18 protein-coding genes are annotated in these 17756 nt (G+C 71.4%); 9 read left to right on the forward strand and 9 right to left on the reverse strand.

Translation table 11 applies throughout. The annotated features are described in order from the left end of the window. Positions 1-234 precede the first annotated feature (234 nt). From AC07FN_RS19885 to AC07FN_RS19900, 4 genes are all read right to left on the reverse strand, one after another. The gene (locus AC07FN_RS19885) at positions 235-1452 is read right to left on the reverse strand and encodes an alpha-hydroxy acid oxidase (protein WP_478396938.1); all 1218 of its coding nucleotides are present in this window, start codon (positions 1450-1452) and stop codon (positions 235-237) included. Between the two features lie 132 nt (positions 1453-1584). Beyond that, the gene (locus tag AC07FN_RS19890; protein ID WP_478396939.1) at positions 1585-2154 is read right to left on the reverse strand and encodes a phospholipase; all 570 of its coding nucleotides are present in this window, start codon (positions 2152-2154) and stop codon (positions 1585-1587) included. Positions 2155-2274: 120 nt separating this feature from the next. Beyond that, positions 2275-2808 carry an amino-acid N-acetyltransferase gene (locus AC07FN_RS19895; protein WP_478396940.1) on the reverse strand — a complete coding sequence of 178 codons (534 nt, stop codon included), beginning with the start codon at positions 2806-2808 and terminating at the stop codon, positions 2275-2277. Positions 2809-2859: 51 nt separating this feature from the next. Then, positions 2860-3366 carry an amino-acid N-acetyltransferase gene (locus AC07FN_RS19900; RefSeq protein WP_478396941.1) on the reverse strand — a complete coding sequence of 169 codons (507 nt, stop codon included), beginning with the start codon at positions 3364-3366 and terminating at the stop codon, positions 2860-2862. Between the two features lie 127 nt (positions 3367-3493). Here AC07FN_RS19900 and rimO point away from each other — a divergent pair, with 127 nt between their 5' ends. The 7 genes from rimO (at position 3494) to AC07FN_RS19935 (ending at position 10072) form a co-directional block, all read left to right on the forward strand. Beyond that, positions 3494-4930, forward strand: a complete 1437-nt coding sequence (rimO, locus tag AC07FN_RS19905) for a 30S ribosomal protein S12 methylthiotransferase RimO (RefSeq protein WP_452615500.1) — start codon at positions 3494-3496, stop codon at positions 4928-4930. Next, on the forward strand, positions 4927-5556 hold the full coding sequence (gene pgsA / locus AC07FN_RS19910) for a CDP-diacylglycerol--glycerol-3-phosphate 3-phosphatidyltransferase (RefSeq protein WP_478396942.1): 630 nt from the start codon (positions 4927-4929) through the stop codon (positions 5554-5556). The genes rimO and pgsA overlap by 4 nt, the downstream gene beginning before the upstream one ends. Then, the gene (locus AC07FN_RS19915) at positions 5553-6044 is read left to right on the forward strand and encodes a CinA family protein (RefSeq protein ID WP_452615501.1); all 492 of its coding nucleotides are present in this window, start codon (positions 5553-5555) and stop codon (positions 6042-6044) included. The genes pgsA and AC07FN_RS19915 overlap by 4 nt, the downstream gene beginning before the upstream one ends. 170 nt (positions 6045-6214) lie before the next feature. After that, positions 6215-6688, forward strand: coding sequence for a helix-turn-helix domain-containing protein (locus AC07FN_RS19920; protein WP_478396943.1), 474 nt, complete (start codon positions 6215-6217; stop codon positions 6686-6688). Positions 6689-6942: 254 nt separating this feature from the next. After that, complete coding sequence (locus AC07FN_RS19925) at positions 6943-7779, forward strand: PspA/IM30 family protein (protein WP_478396944.1); 837 nt, start codon at positions 6943-6945, stop codon at positions 7777-7779. An 11-nt stretch (positions 7780-7790) separates the two neighbouring features. After that, positions 7791-8636, forward strand: a complete 846-nt coding sequence (gene pspM, locus AC07FN_RS19930) for a phage shock envelope stress response protein PspM (RefSeq protein WP_478396945.1) — start codon at positions 7791-7793, stop codon at positions 8634-8636. 158 nt (positions 8637-8794) lie between these two features. Then, positions 8795-10072, forward strand: a complete 1278-nt coding sequence (locus AC07FN_RS19935; protein WP_478397027.1) for a uracil-xanthine permease family protein — start codon at positions 8795-8797, stop codon at positions 10070-10072. Between the two features lie 98 nt (positions 10073-10170). Here the strand turns inward: AC07FN_RS19935 and AC07FN_RS19940 are convergent, their stop codons facing one another. The 3 genes from AC07FN_RS19940 to AC07FN_RS19950 are packed head-to-tail and all read right to left on the reverse strand — an operon-like array spanning position 10171 to position 12426. Next, a complete protein-coding gene (locus AC07FN_RS19940; RefSeq protein WP_478397028.1) occupies positions 10171-10950 on the reverse strand; it encodes an Fpg/Nei family DNA glycosylase in 780 nt (259 codons plus the stop codon). Positions 10951-10957: 7 nt separating this feature from the next. After that, positions 10958-11593, reverse strand: a complete 636-nt coding sequence (locus AC07FN_RS19945) for a LysE family translocator (protein ID WP_478396946.1) — start codon at positions 11591-11593, stop codon at positions 10958-10960. Further along, positions 11590-12426 carry a ParA family protein gene (locus AC07FN_RS19950; protein ID WP_093261620.1) on the reverse strand — a complete coding sequence of 279 codons (837 nt, stop codon included), beginning with the start codon at positions 12424-12426 and terminating at the stop codon, positions 11590-11592. The genes AC07FN_RS19945 and AC07FN_RS19950 overlap by 4 nt, the downstream gene beginning before the upstream one ends. Before the next feature lie 163 nt (positions 12427-12589). On the opposite strand from AC07FN_RS19950, the gene AC07FN_RS19955 reads away from it, so the two are divergent. Continuing rightward, the gene (locus AC07FN_RS19955; RefSeq protein WP_478396947.1) at positions 12590-13321 is read left to right on the forward strand and encodes a class I SAM-dependent methyltransferase; all 732 of its coding nucleotides are present in this window, start codon (positions 12590-12592) and stop codon (positions 13319-13321) included. Between the two features lie 230 nt (positions 13322-13551). Continuing rightward, positions 13552-13971: a DUF3040 domain-containing protein gene (locus AC07FN_RS19960; RefSeq protein WP_093261617.1), complete on the forward strand. Its 420-nt coding sequence runs from the start codon at positions 13552-13554 to the stop codon at positions 13969-13971. 284 nt (positions 13972-14255) lie between these two features. On the opposite strand, the gene AC07FN_RS19965 is transcribed toward AC07FN_RS19960, so the two are convergent. Then, on the reverse strand, positions 14256-16505 hold the full coding sequence (locus AC07FN_RS19965) for a transglutaminase TgpA family protein (RefSeq protein ID WP_478396948.1): 2250 nt from the start codon (positions 16503-16505) through the stop codon (positions 14256-14258). Then, complete coding sequence (locus AC07FN_RS19970) at positions 16502-17755, reverse strand: DUF58 domain-containing protein (RefSeq protein WP_478396949.1); 1254 nt, start codon at positions 17753-17755, stop codon at positions 16502-16504. The genes AC07FN_RS19965 and AC07FN_RS19970 overlap by 4 nt, the downstream gene beginning before the upstream one ends. Between the last annotated feature and the right edge of the window lies 1 nt (position 17756).

The raw sequence follows: 17756 nt of genomic DNA on the forward strand, positions 1-17756 counted from the left end.
CACCCCACGCCCCACTTCCTCCGGGCATGTCTCAGCCGATCACCTGCCACGTTTCCGATCGGCACCCACAAACGATTCTTACTGAGATCACCTCAATGGAAATCACGTCTCCGATTTCCATTGAAATTGCGGGAGTTGTCCACAGCCGTCGGCGTGTCGTGGTCCGACGCGCCGACGGTCCGCAATTTCCATTGAAATCGAAGGTTCGATTTCAATAATGGAAATTGCGGGGGATCAGCCGTGGCGGAGGGTGGCGTGGGTGGTGTTGAGGTCGTCGATCGCGTGGACGCCCAGCAGTTGGAGGGTCCGGACGATTTCGGCGCGGAGGATGTCCACCGTCTTCTGGACGCCGCGTTCGCCGCCCGCCATCAGGCCGTACAGGTAGGCCCGGCCGATCAGGCACGAGTCCGCTCCGAGTGCGATCGCCGCGACGATGTCGGCTCCGCTGACGATGCCGGTGTCCAGCAGGATCTCGGCCCGGCCACCGATGGCCTCGCGGACCGACGGCAGCAGTTCCAGCATCGTCGGGGCCCGGTCGAGCTGTCGCCCGCCGTGGTTGGACAGCACCACCGCGTCGGCGCCCCGCTCGACCACGCGCCTGGCGTCGTCGGCGTTCTGGATGCCCTTGACGATCAGCGGCCCCTGCCACAGCTCCCGCAGCCACTCCAGGTCGGCGAGGTTCAGCGACGGGTCGAACATCGAGTTGATCAGTTCCTGCACGGTGCCGGACCAGTGCTTGAAGGAGGCGAACGACAGCGGCTCGGTGGTGAGCAGGTTGAACCACCACGCCGGGTGCATCGCGCCGTCGGCGATGGTCTTGAGCGTCAGCTCCGGCGGGATCGTCAGGCCGTTGTGGGCGTCGCGCAGGCGCGCGCCGCCGACCGGCGTGTCGACGGTGAGCATCAGAGCCTCGTAGCCGGCGTCCTGGGCGCGCTGCACCAGCTCGCGGCTGGCCTCGCGGTCGCGCCAGAGGTAGAGCTGGAACCACTTGCGGGAGTTCGGCGCCGCCGCGGCCACGTCCTCGACCGAGGTGGTGCCCATCGTGGACAGCGCGTAGGGGACGCCCGCGCGGTCCGCGACGCGGGCCACCGCGGGCTCGCCCTCGTGGTTCATCATGCGCGTGAAACCGGTGGGGGCGAAGGAGAACGGCAGCTCGGAGCGGCTACCGAGGATCGTCCTGCTGGTGTCCACCTTGGACACGTCCTGCAGCACGGAGGGGCGGAACTCGACGTTGCGGAAGGCCTGCCGGGCGCGGCGCAGGCTGATCTCGGCCTCGGCGGCGCCATCGGTGTAGTCGAACACGGCGCGGGGCGTCCGGCGGCGGGCGATGGCCCGCAGGTCGGCGATCGAGTGGGCGGCCGATAGGCGCCGCTCGGTCGTGTTCAGCTGTGGGGGCTTGACCCGCAGCAGCGGACGCAGTTCGGACCAGCGCGGAAGTTGCCGCTTGACCATTCGTGTTCCCTTCTCGCCGTGCGCCGGGGCGCGAAGGGCACATTACCTTTTCGTGGCGGCGGAAAAACCCGGCGAAGACGGGGGGAGGGCGCGTCCCGCCCGGACGCGCCCTCCGCCGATCGCGCTCGGTGCTCAGCCGTTCGCGCCGAGCCGCACGATCTCGCCCGTGGCGTTGACCGCGTGGTACTCCAGCAGCGAGCCGGTGCCGGAGAGCACCGGCTTGACCTGCGCCAGTTCGACGGCCTCGGCGGTCGACCCGCTCGTCCCGCCGAACTCGCGCACCGCGTAGTAGTAGATGTTCGCAGTGCCCTTGCAGACCACGTCGCTGCCGCAGACCGAGTACATGTCGGCCTTGAAGTTGTCGTCGACCTTCTTGCGGTCGTCCTCGCCGAACCGGTCCTGCCGCTTGTAGTTGCGGTAGCCGAAGTCGTGCCGCTCGCAGCTGGTGCGGAACTTGTAGCCCAGCGGCTTGTCCGGCGACATCGAACAGCCGTCGGAGGACCAGTCGAGCTGATCCGCATGGGGCTGCTCGGCGCGGGTTTCGGTGAACGTGTCGAGGGAGAACTCGTACAGGTACTCGTCGGTCACCACCCGCAGCTGGGTCTGGCTGAGGTCGGCGTGCGCGGTGCCGGCGGTGAGCAACAGCGCGCCGGTTGCCGCGGCGCAGGTGAAGAAGCCACGGCGAGCAGGGGAACGTTCCACGGCTGGTCTCCTCGGAGCCGAACGGATCACTCCCCGTGTTATAGCTGTTGCAGGTGGTGTTCGCGGGACGTTCGGGCATCCGGCACGAGAACGATGACCCCGAATTCGACCGGTCGGGCGTTATCGGTCGAGTTCGAGGAGCATCCGGGTGTTACCGAGCGTGTTCGGTTTGATGTTGGCGAGGTCGAGGAACTCCGCCACGCCCGCGTCGACGGAGCGGCGCATCTCCTCGTAGACGTCCGGGCTGACCGGGGCTCCGTCGATGGTGCGGAAGCCGTGGCGGCCGAAGAACTCTGTCTCGAAGGTCAGCACGAACACCCGGGTCAGGCCCAGCTCGTGGGCGAGGTCGACGAGCTGGTGCACGAGGCGGTGGCCGATGCCGTGGCCCTTCGCCGCCGGATCCACCGCGACCGTGCGGATCTCGGCGAGGTCTTCCCAGAGCACGTGCAGCGCGCCGCAGCCGACGACGCGGCCGGCGCCGTCCGGCTCGGCGCGCTCGGCGACCCAGAACTCCTGGATGTCCTCGTAGAGGGTGACGAGTTCTTTGGCCAGCAGCACTTCGCCCGCGTAGGCGTCGACCAGGGACTTGATCGTCCGCACGTCGGCGATGCGAGCCCGTCGAATCGTTATCGCCGATGACGCATAGTCATTCATGGGGGCATCGTAGCGCCGCTATCCTGGCGTGGCATGCGCATTCTCGGCGCGTCACGAGCCCAGTCGCAGCAGCATGCGCGAGTTGCCGAGGGTGTTCGGCTTCACGTGCGCGAGGTCCAGGAACTGTGCGACGCCTTCGTCCGGCGAGCGGCGGATCTCGTCGTAGACGTCCGGCGGGACCGGGGTGTCGGCGATCGGCAGGAAGCCGTGGCGGCCGAAGAACTCGGTCTCGAAGGTCAGCACGAAGATTCGCGACAGGCCCAGCTCGCCGGCGGCGGTGACCAGGCTGGCGACGAGCGCGTGGCCGATGCCGCGGCCCTTGGTCGTCGGATCGACGGCGACGGTGCGGATTTCGGCGAGGTCTTCCCAGAGCACGTGCAGTGCGCCGCAGCCGACGATCTGGCCTGCCTGTTCGGCGACCCAGAACTCCTGGATGTCCTCGTAGAGCGTGACGAGTTCCTTGCCCAGCACCACTTTCCCCGCGTAGTGGTCGATCAACGCCTTGATCGCGCGGGCGTCGCGGACTCGGGCCGGACGCACCTCGACGAGAGCTGTCATGTTAGGCAAGCCTAACCAACCGCGGGTTCGAGTGGTCGGGTGGTGGCCGTAATCTTGACCACGGCCGGGGTTTTCGCCCGACGGGCTCGTGCGCAGGGGGCGGCGGCGGGGACGTTACGCTCCTCGCATGTCAACCGAGCAAAATCACCGCCGAGTCGCCATGGTCACGCTCGGTTGCGCCCGCAACGAGGTCGACTCCGAAGAGCTCGCCGGCAACCTGCACGGTCGCGGCTGGGAGCTCGTCGACGCCGACGACGCCGACGTCGTGGTGGTCAACACCTGCGGCTTCGTCGAATCGGCGAAGAAGGACTCCGTCGACACGCTGCTCGCCGCCGCCGACACCGGCGCGAAGGTCGTCGCCGTCGGCTGCATGGCCGAGCGCTACGGCGCCGAGCTCGCCGAGCACATGCCCGAGGCCGACGCGGTGCTCGGCTTCGACCACTACGCCGACCTCGCCGACCGGCTCGACGACGTCGTCGCCGGGCAGGCCATCCAGTCGCACCAGCCGCGGGACCGGCGCAAGATGCTGCCGATCACCCCGGTCGCCCGGCCCGCCGCGGCCGCCGAGGTCTCGGTTCCCGGGCACGGCTGGGTCCCGGCCGCCCGCGCGGTGGCGCGCCGCCGGCTCGACGACTCGCCGGTCGCCGCGTTGAAGCTGGCCTCCGGCTGCGACCGGCGCTGCTCGTTCTGCGCCATCCCGTCCTTCCGCGGTTCCTTCCTGTCCCGGCCGCCGGAGGAGATCCTGGGCGAGGCCGCCTGGCTGGCCGAGCACGGCGCGAAGGAACTGTTCCTGGTCAGCGAGAACTCCACCTCCTACGGCAAGGACATGGCCGACGCGCGGGCGCTGGAGGTGCTGCTGCCGAAGCTCGCCGCCATCGACGGCGTCGACCGGGTGCGGGTGTCCTACCTGCAGCCCGCCGAGACCCGTCCCGGCCTGGTGCGGGCCATCGCCACCACGCCCGGTGTCGCGCCGTACTTCGACCTGTCGTTCCAGCACTCCAGCGAGTCGGTGCTGCGCCGGATGCGCCGGTTCGGCTCCACCGAGTCGTTCCTGGCGCTCATCGAGCAGATCCGCGAGCTCGCCCCGGAGGCGGGCATCCGCAGCAACGTCATCGTCGGCTTCCCCGGCGAGACCGAGGACGACTTCGCCGAGCTGCAGGACTTCCTCACCCGGGCGCGGCTGGACGCCATCGGCGTGTTCGGCTACTCCGACGAGGACGGCACCGAGGCCGCCGGCTTCGACGGCAAGATCGACCCGGACGTCGTCGACGAGCGCGTCGAGAAGCTATCCGACCTCGTCGACGAGCTGATCGCGCAGCGCGCCGAGGACCGCATCGGCACGGAGGTGCGGGTCCTCGTCGAGCGCGTCAGCGACGAGGAGTGCGCCGGCCGCGCCGAGCACCAGGGGCCGGAGGTGGACGGGGAATGCCTCGTCACCGATCCTGGAGAGGTCAACGTGGGTGATGTGCTGCTCTGCCGGGTGGTGGACAGCGAAGGCGTGGACCTCGTGGTGCGCCCGATCGACAGCACGCCCGCGCAGAACAGGCCCGGGGAGCAGCCATGACGGCCGATGGCGCGACGTCCGACTCCGCAGCGGCGAACCCGACCGGGGCGCGGTCCGAACCCGTGCCGCTGGTCAACATCGCCAACATCCTGACCGTCTCCCGGCTCGCGCTGGTACCGGTCTTCCTCGTCGCGCTGTTCTGGGAGGATGGGCACGACACGCTGTGGCGGTGGATCGCCACGGCGGTGTTCGCGATCGCCTCCATCACCGACCGCATCGACGGTGACCTGGCCCGCAAGCGCGGCCTGGTCACCGACTTCGGCAAGGTCGCCGATCCCATCGCGGACAAGGCGCTGACCGGCGCCGCGCTGGTCGGGCTGAGCCTCCTCGGCGACCTCGGCTGGTGGGTCACCTGGATGATCATCGGCCGCGAGGTCGCCGTCACGCTGCTGCGGTTCTGGGTGATCCGGCACGGCGTCATCGCGGCCAGTCGCGGCGGCAAGGTCAAGACGCTGCTGCAGGCACTCGCCATCGGCTTCTACCTGTTGCCGCTCGGCGCCTGGGCCGACGTGCCGCGCTGGATCGTGATGGGCGCGGCGCTCGTCGCCACGGTCGTGACCGGGCTCGACTACGTCGTGCGCGCGGTGCGGCTGCGCGCCGCCGGCCGGGCCAAGGTCGGCGCGTGATCGTCGATCAGATCGGGTTGTCGTTGTCGCAGGTCGCGGCCTTGATCGAGGCATTGCGGCGGCGCGGCGAGACGGTCGCGACCGCGGAATCGTTGACGGCCGGCCTGGTCTCCGCCGTGCTGACCGACGTGCCAGGGGCCAGCGACGTGGTCCGCGGCGGGCTGATCGTCTACGCGACCGACCTGAAGGCGGAGCTGGCCGGGGTCGATCGCGATCTGCTCGCGGCGCACGGCGCGGTGCACCCGCGGGTCGCGGAGATGCTCGCGGACGGCGCCCGGCGGCGCTGCGGCGCGGACTGGGGCATCGGGCTGACCGGCGTGGCCGGGCCCGACCCGCAGGACGGGGTGGCGCCGGGCACTGTGCACCTCGGGTTCGCGGGGCCGGATGGCGCGACGGTGCGGTCGGTGCGCCTCGACGGCGACCGGCACGCCGTGCGGGCTGCGGCCGTTCGGGTGGCGCTGGAACACTTCGCGGGTCTGCTGCGTTGATTCAACGGGGCGCTGTGCGCTGGCAGAAGGCTGCGCCCGGGAACGGTCACCGTGCGTTCGCCCTCGGCGGACTTGTGGACGATCGTTCTCGTTCGGGCCCTCGGATGAGTAACGTAGGTGGCGTTCACGCGTGGTGCACGCGGTAGGCGACGAAGGAAGGGAGGCGCGCGATGACCGTATTGTTGCGGGAGGCGGTCGGTGAACGACTGCGCCGCGCCCGGACCGCACAGTCTCGGACCTTGCGGGACGTTTCGCGCGCTGCCCGGGTGAGCCTCGGATATCTCTCCGAGGTGGAACGGGGCCGCAAGGAGGCGTCCAGCGAGCTGCTCGCCTCGATTTGCGACGCCCTGGACCTGCCGCTGCCGGAACTCCTGGTCACCGTGGCCGGCGATCTCGACGAGACGCTGGTGGTGCCGTCGGTCGTCGAGCAGGCAACGTCGGCGGAGATCGACGGCGGCCGCCTGGTGCCCAGCCTGATCGGCACCGAGCTCTCCGACGCCGAACTGGCCAAGCAGCAGCTGGCCGGCGCCGAAGCCAGCGCGGACGCGGAACCGCGCGCCTGCGCGGACCGGCTGCAGCCGATGCTCAGCCAGCGGATCAGCGCGCCGGTGCGCAAGCCCGGCGGCGTAGTGGTGGCTGCGTAGGAGCAAGACCAACCTCGTGAGTGCCGGAGCGGGTATATGCCCGTTTCGGCACTCACGACCGTTTCGGGGCCCGGTGGCCGGGCGGTGGCGGCTTTCTGGTTCGATCTTGGGTCGTAGCTCCCGGTAAATCCCGGAGAACTACCGTGTTTGGTGGAAGCCGACACGACTACCTGACACGATGGAACCAGCGGGCACGCCCGGTGCGGTCGTGTCGGCATGGGGCAGCCGAGCACAGAAGAAGGCAGGCGGAGGAGATGGCCAACCCGTTCGTGAAGGCCTGGAAGTACTTCATGGCGGCGTTCTCGTCGAAGGTCGATGAGCACGCGGACCCGAAAGTGCAGATCCAGCAGGCCATCGAGGAAGCCCAGAAGCAGCACCAGAGCCTCTCCCAGCAGGCCGCTTCCGTGATCGGCAACCAGCGCCAGCTGGAGATGAAGCTGAACCGGCAGCTCGGCGAGGTCGAGAAGCTGCAGGCGTCGGCGAAGCAGGCGCTGGTGATGGCGGACCAGGCACGTGCCAACGGCGACGAGGCGACCGCGCAGAGGTACGAGGAGACCGCCACCCAGCTGGCCAGCCAGCTGGTCACCGCGGAGCAGGGCGTCGAGGACCTCAAGACGCTGCACGACCAGTCGCTGGGCGCCGCCGAGCAGGCGAAGCAGGCGGTGGAGCGCAACGCGCAGATCCTGCAGCAGAAGATCGCCGAGCGGACCAAGCTGCTCAGCCAGCTGGAGCAGGCCAAGATGCAGGAGCAGGTCTCCGCGTCGATGCGGCAGATGACCGAGATCGCCGCGCCCGGCACCACGCCGTCGCTGGAAGAGGTCCGGGACAAGATCGAACGCCGCTACACCACCGCGCTGGGCGAGGCGGAGCTGGCGCAGAACAGCGTGCAGGGCCGGATGCTGGAGGTCCAGCAGGCGTCCATCGACGCCGCCGGCGCCAGCCGGCTCGCGCAGCTGCGCGCCTCGATGGGCACCGGGCAGCAGCAGGTGACGGGCGGACAGCAGCAGCAGATCGCCGGCGGTTCGCAGGCTGCCGGTGAGCCGGCGACCCAGCCCCAGCAACAGCAGAATCCGCAAGCCGGCCAAGCCTGAGCGAGCGAGGCGTGAAGTCCCGCAAGCAGGAACTGACGCAGTTGGGCGAGGCCGCGCTGGAACAGATGCGCGGCCCGCTCCTCTCCGAGGTGCGGCGGAGGTTCGCCAACTGGCGCGATCCGCGGGCTCGGCTGCTGCGGCAGCGCAAGCGGACGAAGCGGGCTGCTGCGGGCAGCGCAGCCTCGGCCGGCGTGTTCGGCGCCGGCGCCGCCGCCTCGGCGTCCCTGCCGGAGATGTGGAGCGCGCTGGGCGGCATGGGGGAGTTCCTGCAGTACACGAGCACCGTCGGCCTGGGCGGCCTCGCCGTCATCAGCGGCGTGGGCGCGGTCAAGGTGGGGCTGAAGTACCGGCGGCTCATGAGGACGCCGTTGCCCGAGCCACAGCCGGAGCCCGCGGCGCTGCCCCCGCAGGGGTCGGCGGCGCGGGCTCCGATGCAGCGGTTGCGCGATGCGGAGCAGAGCCTGCGCCATGCGCTGGCGCAGCTGACGTCGGCGGGCGCGGGCAGCGCCGCAGCCGACGCGCGGGCCACCGCGGACATCGCGGCAGCGGAGCTGCGGCGCGTCGCAGAGCGGATCGTCGCCGTGGAGGCGGCGATCCCGCACGCGCCGGAGACGCAGAAGCCCGCGTTGCAGGCTGATGCGCAGCGGTTGCGCGAGGAGCTGGACGAGGGCCTCGACGGTTACGGCGGGCTGGTCGCCGCCGCGGGGCGGGCCGTGGCCGCCAGCGGTGCTCCGGAGCAGAAGTACCTGATGCAGGACGCCACCGATCGGCTGGCCGGGCTCGCCGCCGGATTGCGGGAGATCTTCGGGCCGGACGGGCCCAGCGCGGACCCGCAGCGCCGATCCGGCCAGGACTGACGCGACACGCCGGGCCGATATCACTGCTGGTAGTCGACGTTTTCGTCGATCCACCGAGCGGGTTGGCTTGATTGTGTGATGCGAAATAGTAATCTTCCCTCTGTCATCACATGCCGTGGCAGGGCCTCGCCCGACCGGGCGGCTCGGGGGAGGACGATGTGGCGTTGTGGACCGTGCACGGCAACGGTCGACGCCTGGTGCGCGATGCCGTGGTGGCCTCCGAGGAGCGGCTCAGCTGGCCGCTGACCATCGGATTCGGACTGCAACACCTCGTGGCGATGTTCGGCACCACGACGCTCGTGCCGCTGCTGACCGGCTTCCCGCTGACGACCACGCTGCTGCTCTCAGGCGTCGGCACCCTGCTGTTCCTGCTGCTCACCCGGAACCGGGTGCCCACCTACCTCGGCGCGTCGGTGGCCTTCGTGGTGCCGTTGGGAGCTGCCGCGGGCGAGGCCGGTGCGAGCCCGGCCGCCCTGCTCGGCGGGATCATGGCGGTCGGCCTGGTGGTGATGGCCGTCGGCGTGGCGGTCAAGGCGCTGGGCGTGCGATTGCTGGAGTCCGCGATGCCGCCCGTGGTGACGGGCGCGGTCGTGCTGATGATCGGGCTCAGCCTCGCGCCGCAGTCGGTGTCCTGGTTCAGCGAGCAGCGCGTGCCCGCGGCGCTGACGCTCGGCACGATCGTGCTGCTCACGGTCCTCAGCCGGGGCATGGCCGGGCGGGCCGTGGTGCTGATCGGGGTGCTGGTCGGGTGGATCTACGCCGTGCTGGCCGGTGACCTCGTCCCGGAGCGGCTCGACGAGCTGGCCGCCGCGCCCTGGTTCGGGCTGCCCCAGCTGATCGCCCCGCAGGCGCACATCTCGGTGATGCCGTTCGTGCTGCCGCTGGTGATCGTGCTGGTCGCCGAGCACGTCGCGCACCTCAAGGCGGTCGCCGCGATGAGCGGCCGCGACCTCGACCCGTACGTCGGGGACGCGCTGATCAGCGGCGGTCTGGCCACCACGCTGGCCGGCTCGGCGGGCGGGTCGGCGCTGAGCAGCTACGCGGCGAACATCGGGGTGATGGCCGCGACGCGGGTGTACTCGACGGCGGCCTGCCTGGTCGCCGCGGTGGGCGCGATCGTGCTGTCGTTCTCGCCGAAGCTCGGCGCCCTGATCAACACGATTCCGCTCGGCGTGCTCGGTGGCGCGACGCTGGTGCTCTTCGGGCTGCTGGCGCTGGTCGGGGCGCGGATCTGGCTGGACGCCGCGGTGGACTTCGCGGATCCGGTGAACCTGGTGGTGATGGGCACCGCGGTGATCGCCGGGGTCGGCAACCTGACGCTGCAGGTGGGGGAGCTCCGGATCACGGGCCTGGTGTGGGGCTCGGTCGGCATCGTGCTGGTCTACCCGATCCTGCGGAGCCTCGCCGACGCCCGCGACGCGGCCGCCGAAAGCTAGCCTGCGATTCCGCCGGCCAGGTGTCGTGCGTGTTTTGTGCTGCTATGGCGACACAACTCACTCACGGGCACTGACCAGTGGAAACCTGGCCGTGCTGGTCAGGGTTGGCAGCGGGGGCAGTGGTAGGTGACGCGCGCTTCGACGTCGTCGCCCTGGGTGCCGCGGCGGACCGGTCCGCCGCACCGCAGGCAGGTGCGCCGGTCGTAGACCCAGTGCCGGGTGCCGCGCCGCAGGCTCTTGGTGGTGGACTGCTCGGGGTGCCAGGCGTTGCGCAGCAGCAGTTCCCGGCACAGCCGCACCGCGCGGGCCGCGTCGATCTCCGCGACGGGCGTCCACGGCGAGCGGCCCAGCAGGAAGCACACCTCCGTCTTGTAGATGTTGCCGACCCCGGCCATCACGGTCTGGTCCAGCAGCGCCCGGCCGAGTTCCCGGTCCGGGTCGGCGGTCAGCCGCCGGATCGCCTCGGTCGCGTGCCCGTCGTCCCACGCCGGATCGAGCAGGTCCGGCCCGAGATGGCCGATCAGCTCGGATTCCGCCGAGGTCGGCAGCCAGCGGAGGTCGTGCAGGTTGAACCCGACCGCCACCCGGTCGGCCGTGCCCAGGACGGCCCGGGCCTGGTGCGCAGGCCGCCGCCACCTGGTGCCGGGGGAGTAGAGGTGCCAGGCGCCGTCCATGCGCAGGTGGTTGTGCAGGGTGTGGCCGTCGTCGAAGCGGATCAGCAGGTGCTTGCCCGCCGGGCGCACCTCGCGCACCCGCCGACCGTTGAGATCCAATGTGGACAGACGGGGGTGCCGCAGCTCGCCGCGGGTCAGTACCTGCCCGGCCAGCGCCTCGTGCAGCCGGTGGCAGGTGAGGAAGACCGTGTCGCCTTCGGGCAGGGCTCGCTCACCCCTCGGCTGCCAGCTTCAGGCCGAGGCCGATCAGCACCGTCGCGGTGATCCGGTCCAGCCAGGCGCGCACCCGCTGCCGCTGGAACAGCGCGCGGGCCCGGCCGGCGAGCCACACCAGCGCGGTGGACCACAGCAGCCCGATGGAGATGTGCGTCGCCACGAGCAGCGGGCCCCAGGCGAACGCCGCCGCCCCGGGCGGCAGGAACTGCGGCAGCAGGCTGACGTAGAACACACCCACCTTGGGGTTGAGCAGGTTCGTGACCATCCCCGAGCGCAGCGCGCCGAAAGCGGTCAGCGCCACCGGCTCGACCGGGACGTCGTCGGCCTGCGGAACCCTGTTGCGGGGCAACGACTTCCACAGCGCCGAGCCGCCCAGCCAGAGCAGGTAGGCGGCGCCCGCCACCCGCACGATGTCGTAGGCCACCTGGGAGGCGGTGAGCAGCGCGGTCAGGCCCGCGATGCTCGCCGTGCCCCAGATCAGGCAGCCGAGGTTGATCCCGAGGAACGTCGCCACCCCGACGCGGCGCCCGCCGAGCAGCGAATGCCGCAGGATCAGCATCGTGTCCAGGCCGGGCGTCAGGACACCGATCAGCGCGACGAAGACGAACGTCAGGAACAACGTCGTGGTCATTCGGCACCGTCCAGCAGTTCGTCGTCGTCGGGCTCGGCGCGGCGCGGCCGCCCGGCCCGCAGCGTGCGGGCCAGCACCAGGTTGAACGCCAGCGCGACCTCCCGCGCTCCCGGCGTGCCCCACTGGTGGATCGGCATGCACGCCCCTTGCGCCTGCTGCACGGCCAGCCGATCGGGCAGCGCGACCGGCAGCACCAGCGGGCCGAAGATGTCCCGCAGCTCGTCGATGCGGAACTGGTGCTCGTGGGAGCGCGGCCGAACCCGGTTGACGATGACGCCGAGCGGCTGCAGGTCCGGGTTGGTCGACTGGCGCTCAGCCTGCACCGCCTCGAATGCCCGCTGCACGCCGGAGACCGCGAAGATCGTCGGCTCGGTGACCAGCAGCGCGCGATCGGCGGCGATCAGCGCGGAGCGGGTCAGCCGCCCCAGCGACGGCGGGCAGTCCAGCAGCACCAGCTGGTACGGCAGCTCGCCGTCGGCGATCAGGCCGTCCAATTCGGACAGTGCCGTGGTGAGGCGGGACAGGTGCTCGCCGTCGCCGTGCTGGCCGTTGTGGCTCTCGGCGTCCTCGGAACCGACCAGGACGTCGACCTCTTCGCCCCAGGAGCTGCCGGTCACCGCCGCCCGCAGCACCTCCGGGCTCGGATCGGCCAGGACGTCGCTGAGACCCTTGGTGGTCTCCTCCGGCTCCAGGCACGCGGTCGCGTTGCACTGCGGATCGAGGTCGACGACCAACGTCCGAACCCCGCGGCGCATGGCGGCCGAGGCAAGCCCGAGCACCACGGTCGTCTTGCCCACGCCACCCTTGAGACTCAGCACTGCCACCGTCTGCACGGTCGTAGCCTACGGAACCGGGGACCGTCCCAGAACTGCTCCCTGAAACTTGATCAACGCCAGTGGTGCGGGTGGCGGAATGGATTCTGCGGAATGCCGCCGGGGATCCGCCGATCCGCACTCCGGTGAAACCCGCCCGCGATCCCGCATTACGCTGCTCACCATGAGATCCGACGCCGTCCACCAGGTGCTGGAAGCCGAACTCGACGCTGCGCGGCGGCGACGCGGCGGGCGCCCGCCGCGGGTGCTCGACGTCGGTGGCGGCAGCGGCGTGTGGGCCGTGCCGCTGGCTTCCGCGGGCTGCTCGGTGACGGTGGTCGATCCGAGCCCGAACGCGTTGGCGATGCTCCAGCGCCGGGCCGTCGACGCAGGCGTGGCAGACCAGATCACCCCGCTGCAGGGCGACACCGACGCGCTGTCGGCGCTCAGCCCGGAAGGCGGCGCCGATCTCGTGCTGGCGCACGGGCTTCTGGAGGTCGTCGACGACGTCGAAGCGGCGGTGTCGGCGCTGGCCGAGGCCACCGCACCCGGTGGTGCGGTGTCGGTGCTGGCCGCCAACCGGTACGCCGCGGTCCTGGGCTGGGCGCTGGCCGGCCGGCTCGCCGAGGCGCTGCAGCTGATCCAGGACCCGAACGGGCGGCTCGACGAGGCATCGGACACCCTGCAGCGGCGGTTCGACACCGACGGCCTGCGCGAGGCCCTGACAGGTGCCGGATTGACCGTGGAGCTGATCCAGGGACAAGGCGTGCTCAGCGACCTGGTGCCCGGCTCGGCGCTGGACAACAACCCCCGGGCGGCCGACACGATGGCCGAGCTGGAGCGGGCGGCGGCACGCCGAGCGCCGCTGCGCGACATCGCGACCCGGCTCCACGCCATCGCGCGCCGACCGGCCTGACGTCGCCGTTTCCGCCAGGCGTGGAGGCGCGGTGCGGATCGATCACTGCCCCGAGGGGATGATGTCGGCAACCTCGCACAGTTCCGGTGCCGGGACCGGGTAGTACTCGCGTGCCGGGAACCGTATCCTCGGGGGTGACGCCCCCAAGCGTTCGCCGGTCCCCAGCCTGTGTGGGCAATTGCCCACCGGGTCTCCGGCGCCACTGAGAGACCTGTGCCGGAGGAGGAGTCATGCCACTCTCCGAGCACGAGCAGCGACAGCTCGAACAAATCGAGCGCGCGCTCTACGCCGAGGACCCCAAGTTCGCCTCCACCGTGCGCGGAGGACGGCTGCATCGCCCATCCAGACGTCGGCGGCTGCAGGGCATCGCCGTCTTCGTTCTGGGGTTGGCCCTGCTGGTAATCGGTGCGGTGATCCCGGCCCTCAGGCCGGCCGACATCCCCGTGTTGAGCGTGGTCGGCTTCCTCGTGATGTTCGGCGGAGCAGTGATCGTCCTGTCCGCGTTGCGCGGTGGCGGGGACGACATCGAGTCGGGACTGGAGAACGGCGGTGGTGGTCGGCCGAAGCGGGGCGCGGACCGCAGCAAGCCCGGACGCAGCTCCTTCACGCAGCGCATGGAGGAGCGTTTCCGCAAACGCTTCGATCAATAGCGGCTGATCGACCCGGAGATCGCCGCCGGTTCCGCACCACGAAGCGGAACCGGCGGCGATCTCCGCTATGCGCGCACTTTCACGCCGGCCGGTCTCTGCGGCCGTCGCAGGGGAACTTCGCGCCGATTTCGCGAATCGGCGGTCTCCACGCCTGCCGATTGGCGATTTCGCGCGAAATCGCCCACCCTCACCGCAGGGCTTCGTCACTGCAGAGGCAGATTCCTGACGTCGCGGCACCACATCACGCCGTGGCAACCCAAAAGGTTTCCGCGCGTTGCTCCGGGTCAGCGGTTGGCTTGGCGGAGCTCCAGCACAGAGCGGGGGAACAGGCGCGAGCGCCAGTCCAGCGGCGCCGTGCGACGGAGGCTGTCCAGGACGCCGCGCAGCGTCTCCGGGAGCGTCGCCTCCGGCTGCTGCCCCGGTGGTGCGTACCACTCCCGCTCCACCGCCACCACCAGCGCTCGCATCGCCTTGGCGCCGGACTCGTCCAGGCCGTGGCGCTCGATCAGCCCCGTCGCGACCCGGCGCGCGGTATCGGCGGCCGCCGGCCGCGTGCCCCGGTCCTGGAACTCGTCCAGCACCTCCCGCCACGCGATCCCCGCGGCGCCCTCCGCGCCTTCGGCGACCGCGCGCAGCCGTCGCCTCCGGCGGATCTCCCGCACCGCGGCCGGCGCCGCTAGCAGAACCGATGCCAGCACCAGGACGCCGATCACGACCGGCCACGGGTTCGAGCTCTCCGTCTCGCGCGGTGCCCGGGGGGTACCGACGTCAGCGCCGTCCGGGTGCTCCGACCCGGGCACCGAGCCGGCGGTGGGCGGCGTGCTCGGCTGGGGCCGGCCGGGCTGCGGCGCCGGTTGCTGAGCCTGGTTCAACTCGCCGTCGAGGAACTCCGGCAGCGCGGCCCGGCCGTCGCTCAGCGGCGTCGGGTCGAAGGTCTGCCAGCCCCAGCCGGGGAAGTACGCCTCGACCCAGGCGTGCGCGTCCTCGGTGGTGATCACCCGCTCGTCGCCGTCGCGGTAGCCGGGGGTGAAGCCGATCGCCACCCGGGACGGGATGCCGACCGAGCGCAGCAGCACCGCCATCGACGAGGCGTACTGCTCGCAGAACCCGCGCTTGCCGCGGAACAAGAAGTCGGACAGGGCGTCGCCGCCGGTCGACGGGGCCGTCTGCAGGTCGTAGCGGAAGCCGTTGGCCGGGTCGGTGAAGTAGCGGTTGAGCGCGACCGCCTTGTCGAAGTCGGTGGGCGCGTTCGTGGTGAGCCGCCTGGCCAGGTCGGCCACCTGCGGCGGGATTCCCGCGGTGTCCAGGTACGCGGGCGCGATCGGCGCCGGGCCGTGGGCCTGGCGCAGCTGGTCCGGCGTCGGCCGCTGGACGAGCAGCTGCTCGACGTAGGGGCGGCTTTCCTGGTTGGTCTGGGTGAACACGATCCCGGCGGCCGGGTCGTAGCGCCAGTTCGTGCCCATCCCCGAGACGAACAGCGGGACGCCGAACATCGGCAGCCACGGGTCCCGGTAGCCGATCGGCTGGATCTCGACCCGTTCGTAGTCGCCGAGCATGATGTCCGTGCCGTCGGGCAGCGCGAGCTTGGCGTTGGCGTCGACGCCCTGGGTGAGGCCCTCCAGCTCCCAGCCGCGCTCCGGGTCGAACTTCCGCAGCGTCATCGCCCGCAGGTAGGTGTCCTGCCGCAGGCCGCGGACCCGGAACAGCTCGACGACGCGGTCCCGGTTGAGCTGGCCGCGCAGCGAGGTGAACGGCTGCAGCCCGATGCCGTCGGTGCCGCTGAACTGCTCCGGCACGGATCCCGGCAGCCGGCCCTCGGTGCCGACGCCGGTGAACACCACGCCCGTGAGCACCGCGATCACCCCGGCGGTTCCGGCGATCGTGGCGGTGGAGCGGCCGAACACGGTGTGCGCGACCTGGTTGCGGTCCTCCTGCCGCCGCCACCTGCGGTGCTGGCCGCCGGAGGCCAGCAGCACTGCGTAGCCCAGCGCGCCGGCGGTGAAGGCCCACCACGGCAGCATGTCGTCGGCCAGCGACGCCGGGACGGCGAACACGCACAGCAGCACCAGCCCGGCCACCGCCGGGCTGCGGTAGGCCACCACGATGACGTCGACCGCCAGCGCGACCAGCCCCAGGCCGAGGCAGACCATCAACTGCAGCGCCGGTTCGGCGGGCACCGGCGGCACCCCGGTCCGCACCAGGTCGCCGGACTCGGCCAGCAGGTGGCCGAGCTCCCCGAGGGCCGCCGGACCGGGCAGCACACCGAGCACCGCGCTCTCGGCGAACTGCGCGGTCAGGACCACCAGCAGGCCGAACAGCTGCGCGAGCACGGTCAGCGGCAGCGACCACCGGACCCGGCGGCACAGCGCCCCGATGACCGCGATCACCAGCACGGTGATCATCGCGGGGAAGACCCACCGGCTGTCGGCCAGCACCCCGGCGAACGCCGTCGACGCGCACAGCACGGCCAGCGCCGCGGCCGCGGTCGCCACCAACGACATGTCGATGGCCGCCGTCATCCGGTTCGCGGTCACGTCGCGACCTCCGATTCCGGTGCGGTCGTCTCCCGGCAGAGCCGCTGCCAGGCGTCGGAGATCGCGACCTCCGGGCCGTCCACGACGACCACCGTCCAACCGGCAGCGCGCAGCCGCCGGGCGGTCTGCTGCGGGTCGAAACCGCCGCCGTTCTCCCCGTTCCAAGCGCCGACGTCGAGCAGCAGCGCGAGGCTTCGAGTCTCTTGTGGACGAAGCTTGGTCAGCTCGGCGACCGCCGCGGTGGTCGTCTCGCCGAGCACCGCGATGAGCTCCTGCCCGCTGCCCGGGTCGCGGGTGGCCACCAGGTCGCGCTGCGGCGAACTGCGCACCGCGGCCAGCGCGTCCAGCACCGCGTCGTCGTCGTGCCCGCCGTCGGACGGCCCGGTGCCGCCGGTCAGCACTTGCCCGTCCTCGGTGACCAGCCGGACCTGCTGGCCGCTCTGGTGCAGGTGCAGGCAGATGCTGGCCGCCGCGGAGATCGCCCACTCGACGCTGCTGCGCGCGCCGCTGCCCCGGTGGGCTGCCGAACGCCGGTCCAGCAGCACCGTGACGCCGCCGTGCCAGGGCCGTTCCTCGACCCGCACCATCAGTTCGTCGCGGCGCGCGGTGGACTTCCAGTGCACCCGCCGGATGTCGTCGCCGTGCCGGTACTGCCGCACCATCGTGTCGTCATCGCCGTGCCCGGAGCGCAGGCGGGTCGTGCCGTCGTCGCCGGTGCCCAGCCCGGAACCGGCGGGCAGCCCGGTGAGCCGGAACACCCTCGGCACCGCCACCAGCCGGTTGCGGCCGGCGAGCTCCCGTTCGAACTCGGAGAGCCCGAAGGGATCGTTGATCCGGGTGCGCAGCGGCCCGATGTGGTGGATGCCGCGCAGCGTCGGCGTCACCGAGTACTCCAGGATCGTGCCGCCGTGCCGGGGCGCCGCGTCCAGCCGGAACCGCGGCCGCCCGCCGAGCGCGTGCGGGGTGTTGTCCTCCAGCACCAGCCCGTCGACCGGGAGCCGGCCGCTGCCGGTGACGTGCAGCTGGATGCTTGCCTCGGTGCCGACCGGGACGCGCGGCTGCACCACTTGCCGCCGGGCCGCGATGCCGAACCGGGTGCGGCTGGCGAGCACCAGTGCCAGCAGCGGCAGCGCGATCACGAACGCCGACACCCGCAGGAGGTCCCGCTCGTCCAGCACGAGCGCGCAGATGCCGGCGGCCACGCCCGCCGCCAGCAGGCAGCGCCCGCGGATGGTCAGCCCCGAGAGCACG

This window comes from Saccharopolyspora sp. NPDC045941, assembly GCF_056431445.1.

Bases quoted from the DNA above. Each gene is read 5' to 3' on its own strand.
- AC07FN_RS19885 (WP_478396938.1), bottom strand. From the start codon at position 1,452: ATGGTCAAGCGGCAACTTCCGCGCTGGTCCGAACTGCGTCCGCTGCTG.
- AC07FN_RS19895 (WP_478396940.1), bottom strand. From the start codon at position 2,808: ATGAATGACTATGCGTCATCGGCGATAACGATTCGACGGGCTCGCATC.
- AC07FN_RS19900 (WP_478396941.1), bottom strand. From the start codon at position 3,366: ATGACAGCTCTCGTCGAGGTGCGTCCGGCCCGAGTCCGCGACGCCCGC.
- rimO (WP_452615500.1), top strand. From the start codon at position 3,494: ATGTCAACCGAGCAAAATCACCGCCGAGTCGCCATGGTCACGCTCGGT.
- pgsA (WP_478396942.1), top strand. From the start codon at position 4,927: ATGACGGCCGATGGCGCGACGTCCGACTCCGCAGCGGCGAACCCGACC.
- AC07FN_RS19920 (WP_478396943.1), top strand. From the start codon at position 6,215: ATGACCGTATTGTTGCGGGAGGCGGTCGGTGAACGACTGCGCCGCGCC.
- AC07FN_RS19925 (WP_478396944.1), top strand. From the start codon at position 6,943: ATGGCCAACCCGTTCGTGAAGGCCTGGAAGTACTTCATGGCGGCGTTC.
- AC07FN_RS19945 (WP_478396946.1), bottom strand. From the start codon at position 11,593: ATGACCACGACGTTGTTCCTGACGTTCGTCTTCGTCGCGCTGATCGGT.
- AC07FN_RS19955 (WP_478396947.1), top strand. From the start codon at position 12,590: ATGAGATCCGACGCCGTCCACCAGGTGCTGGAAGCCGAACTCGACGCT.
- AC07FN_RS19960 (WP_093261617.1), top strand. From the start codon at position 13,552: ATGCCACTCTCCGAGCACGAGCAGCGACAGCTCGAACAAATCGAGCGC.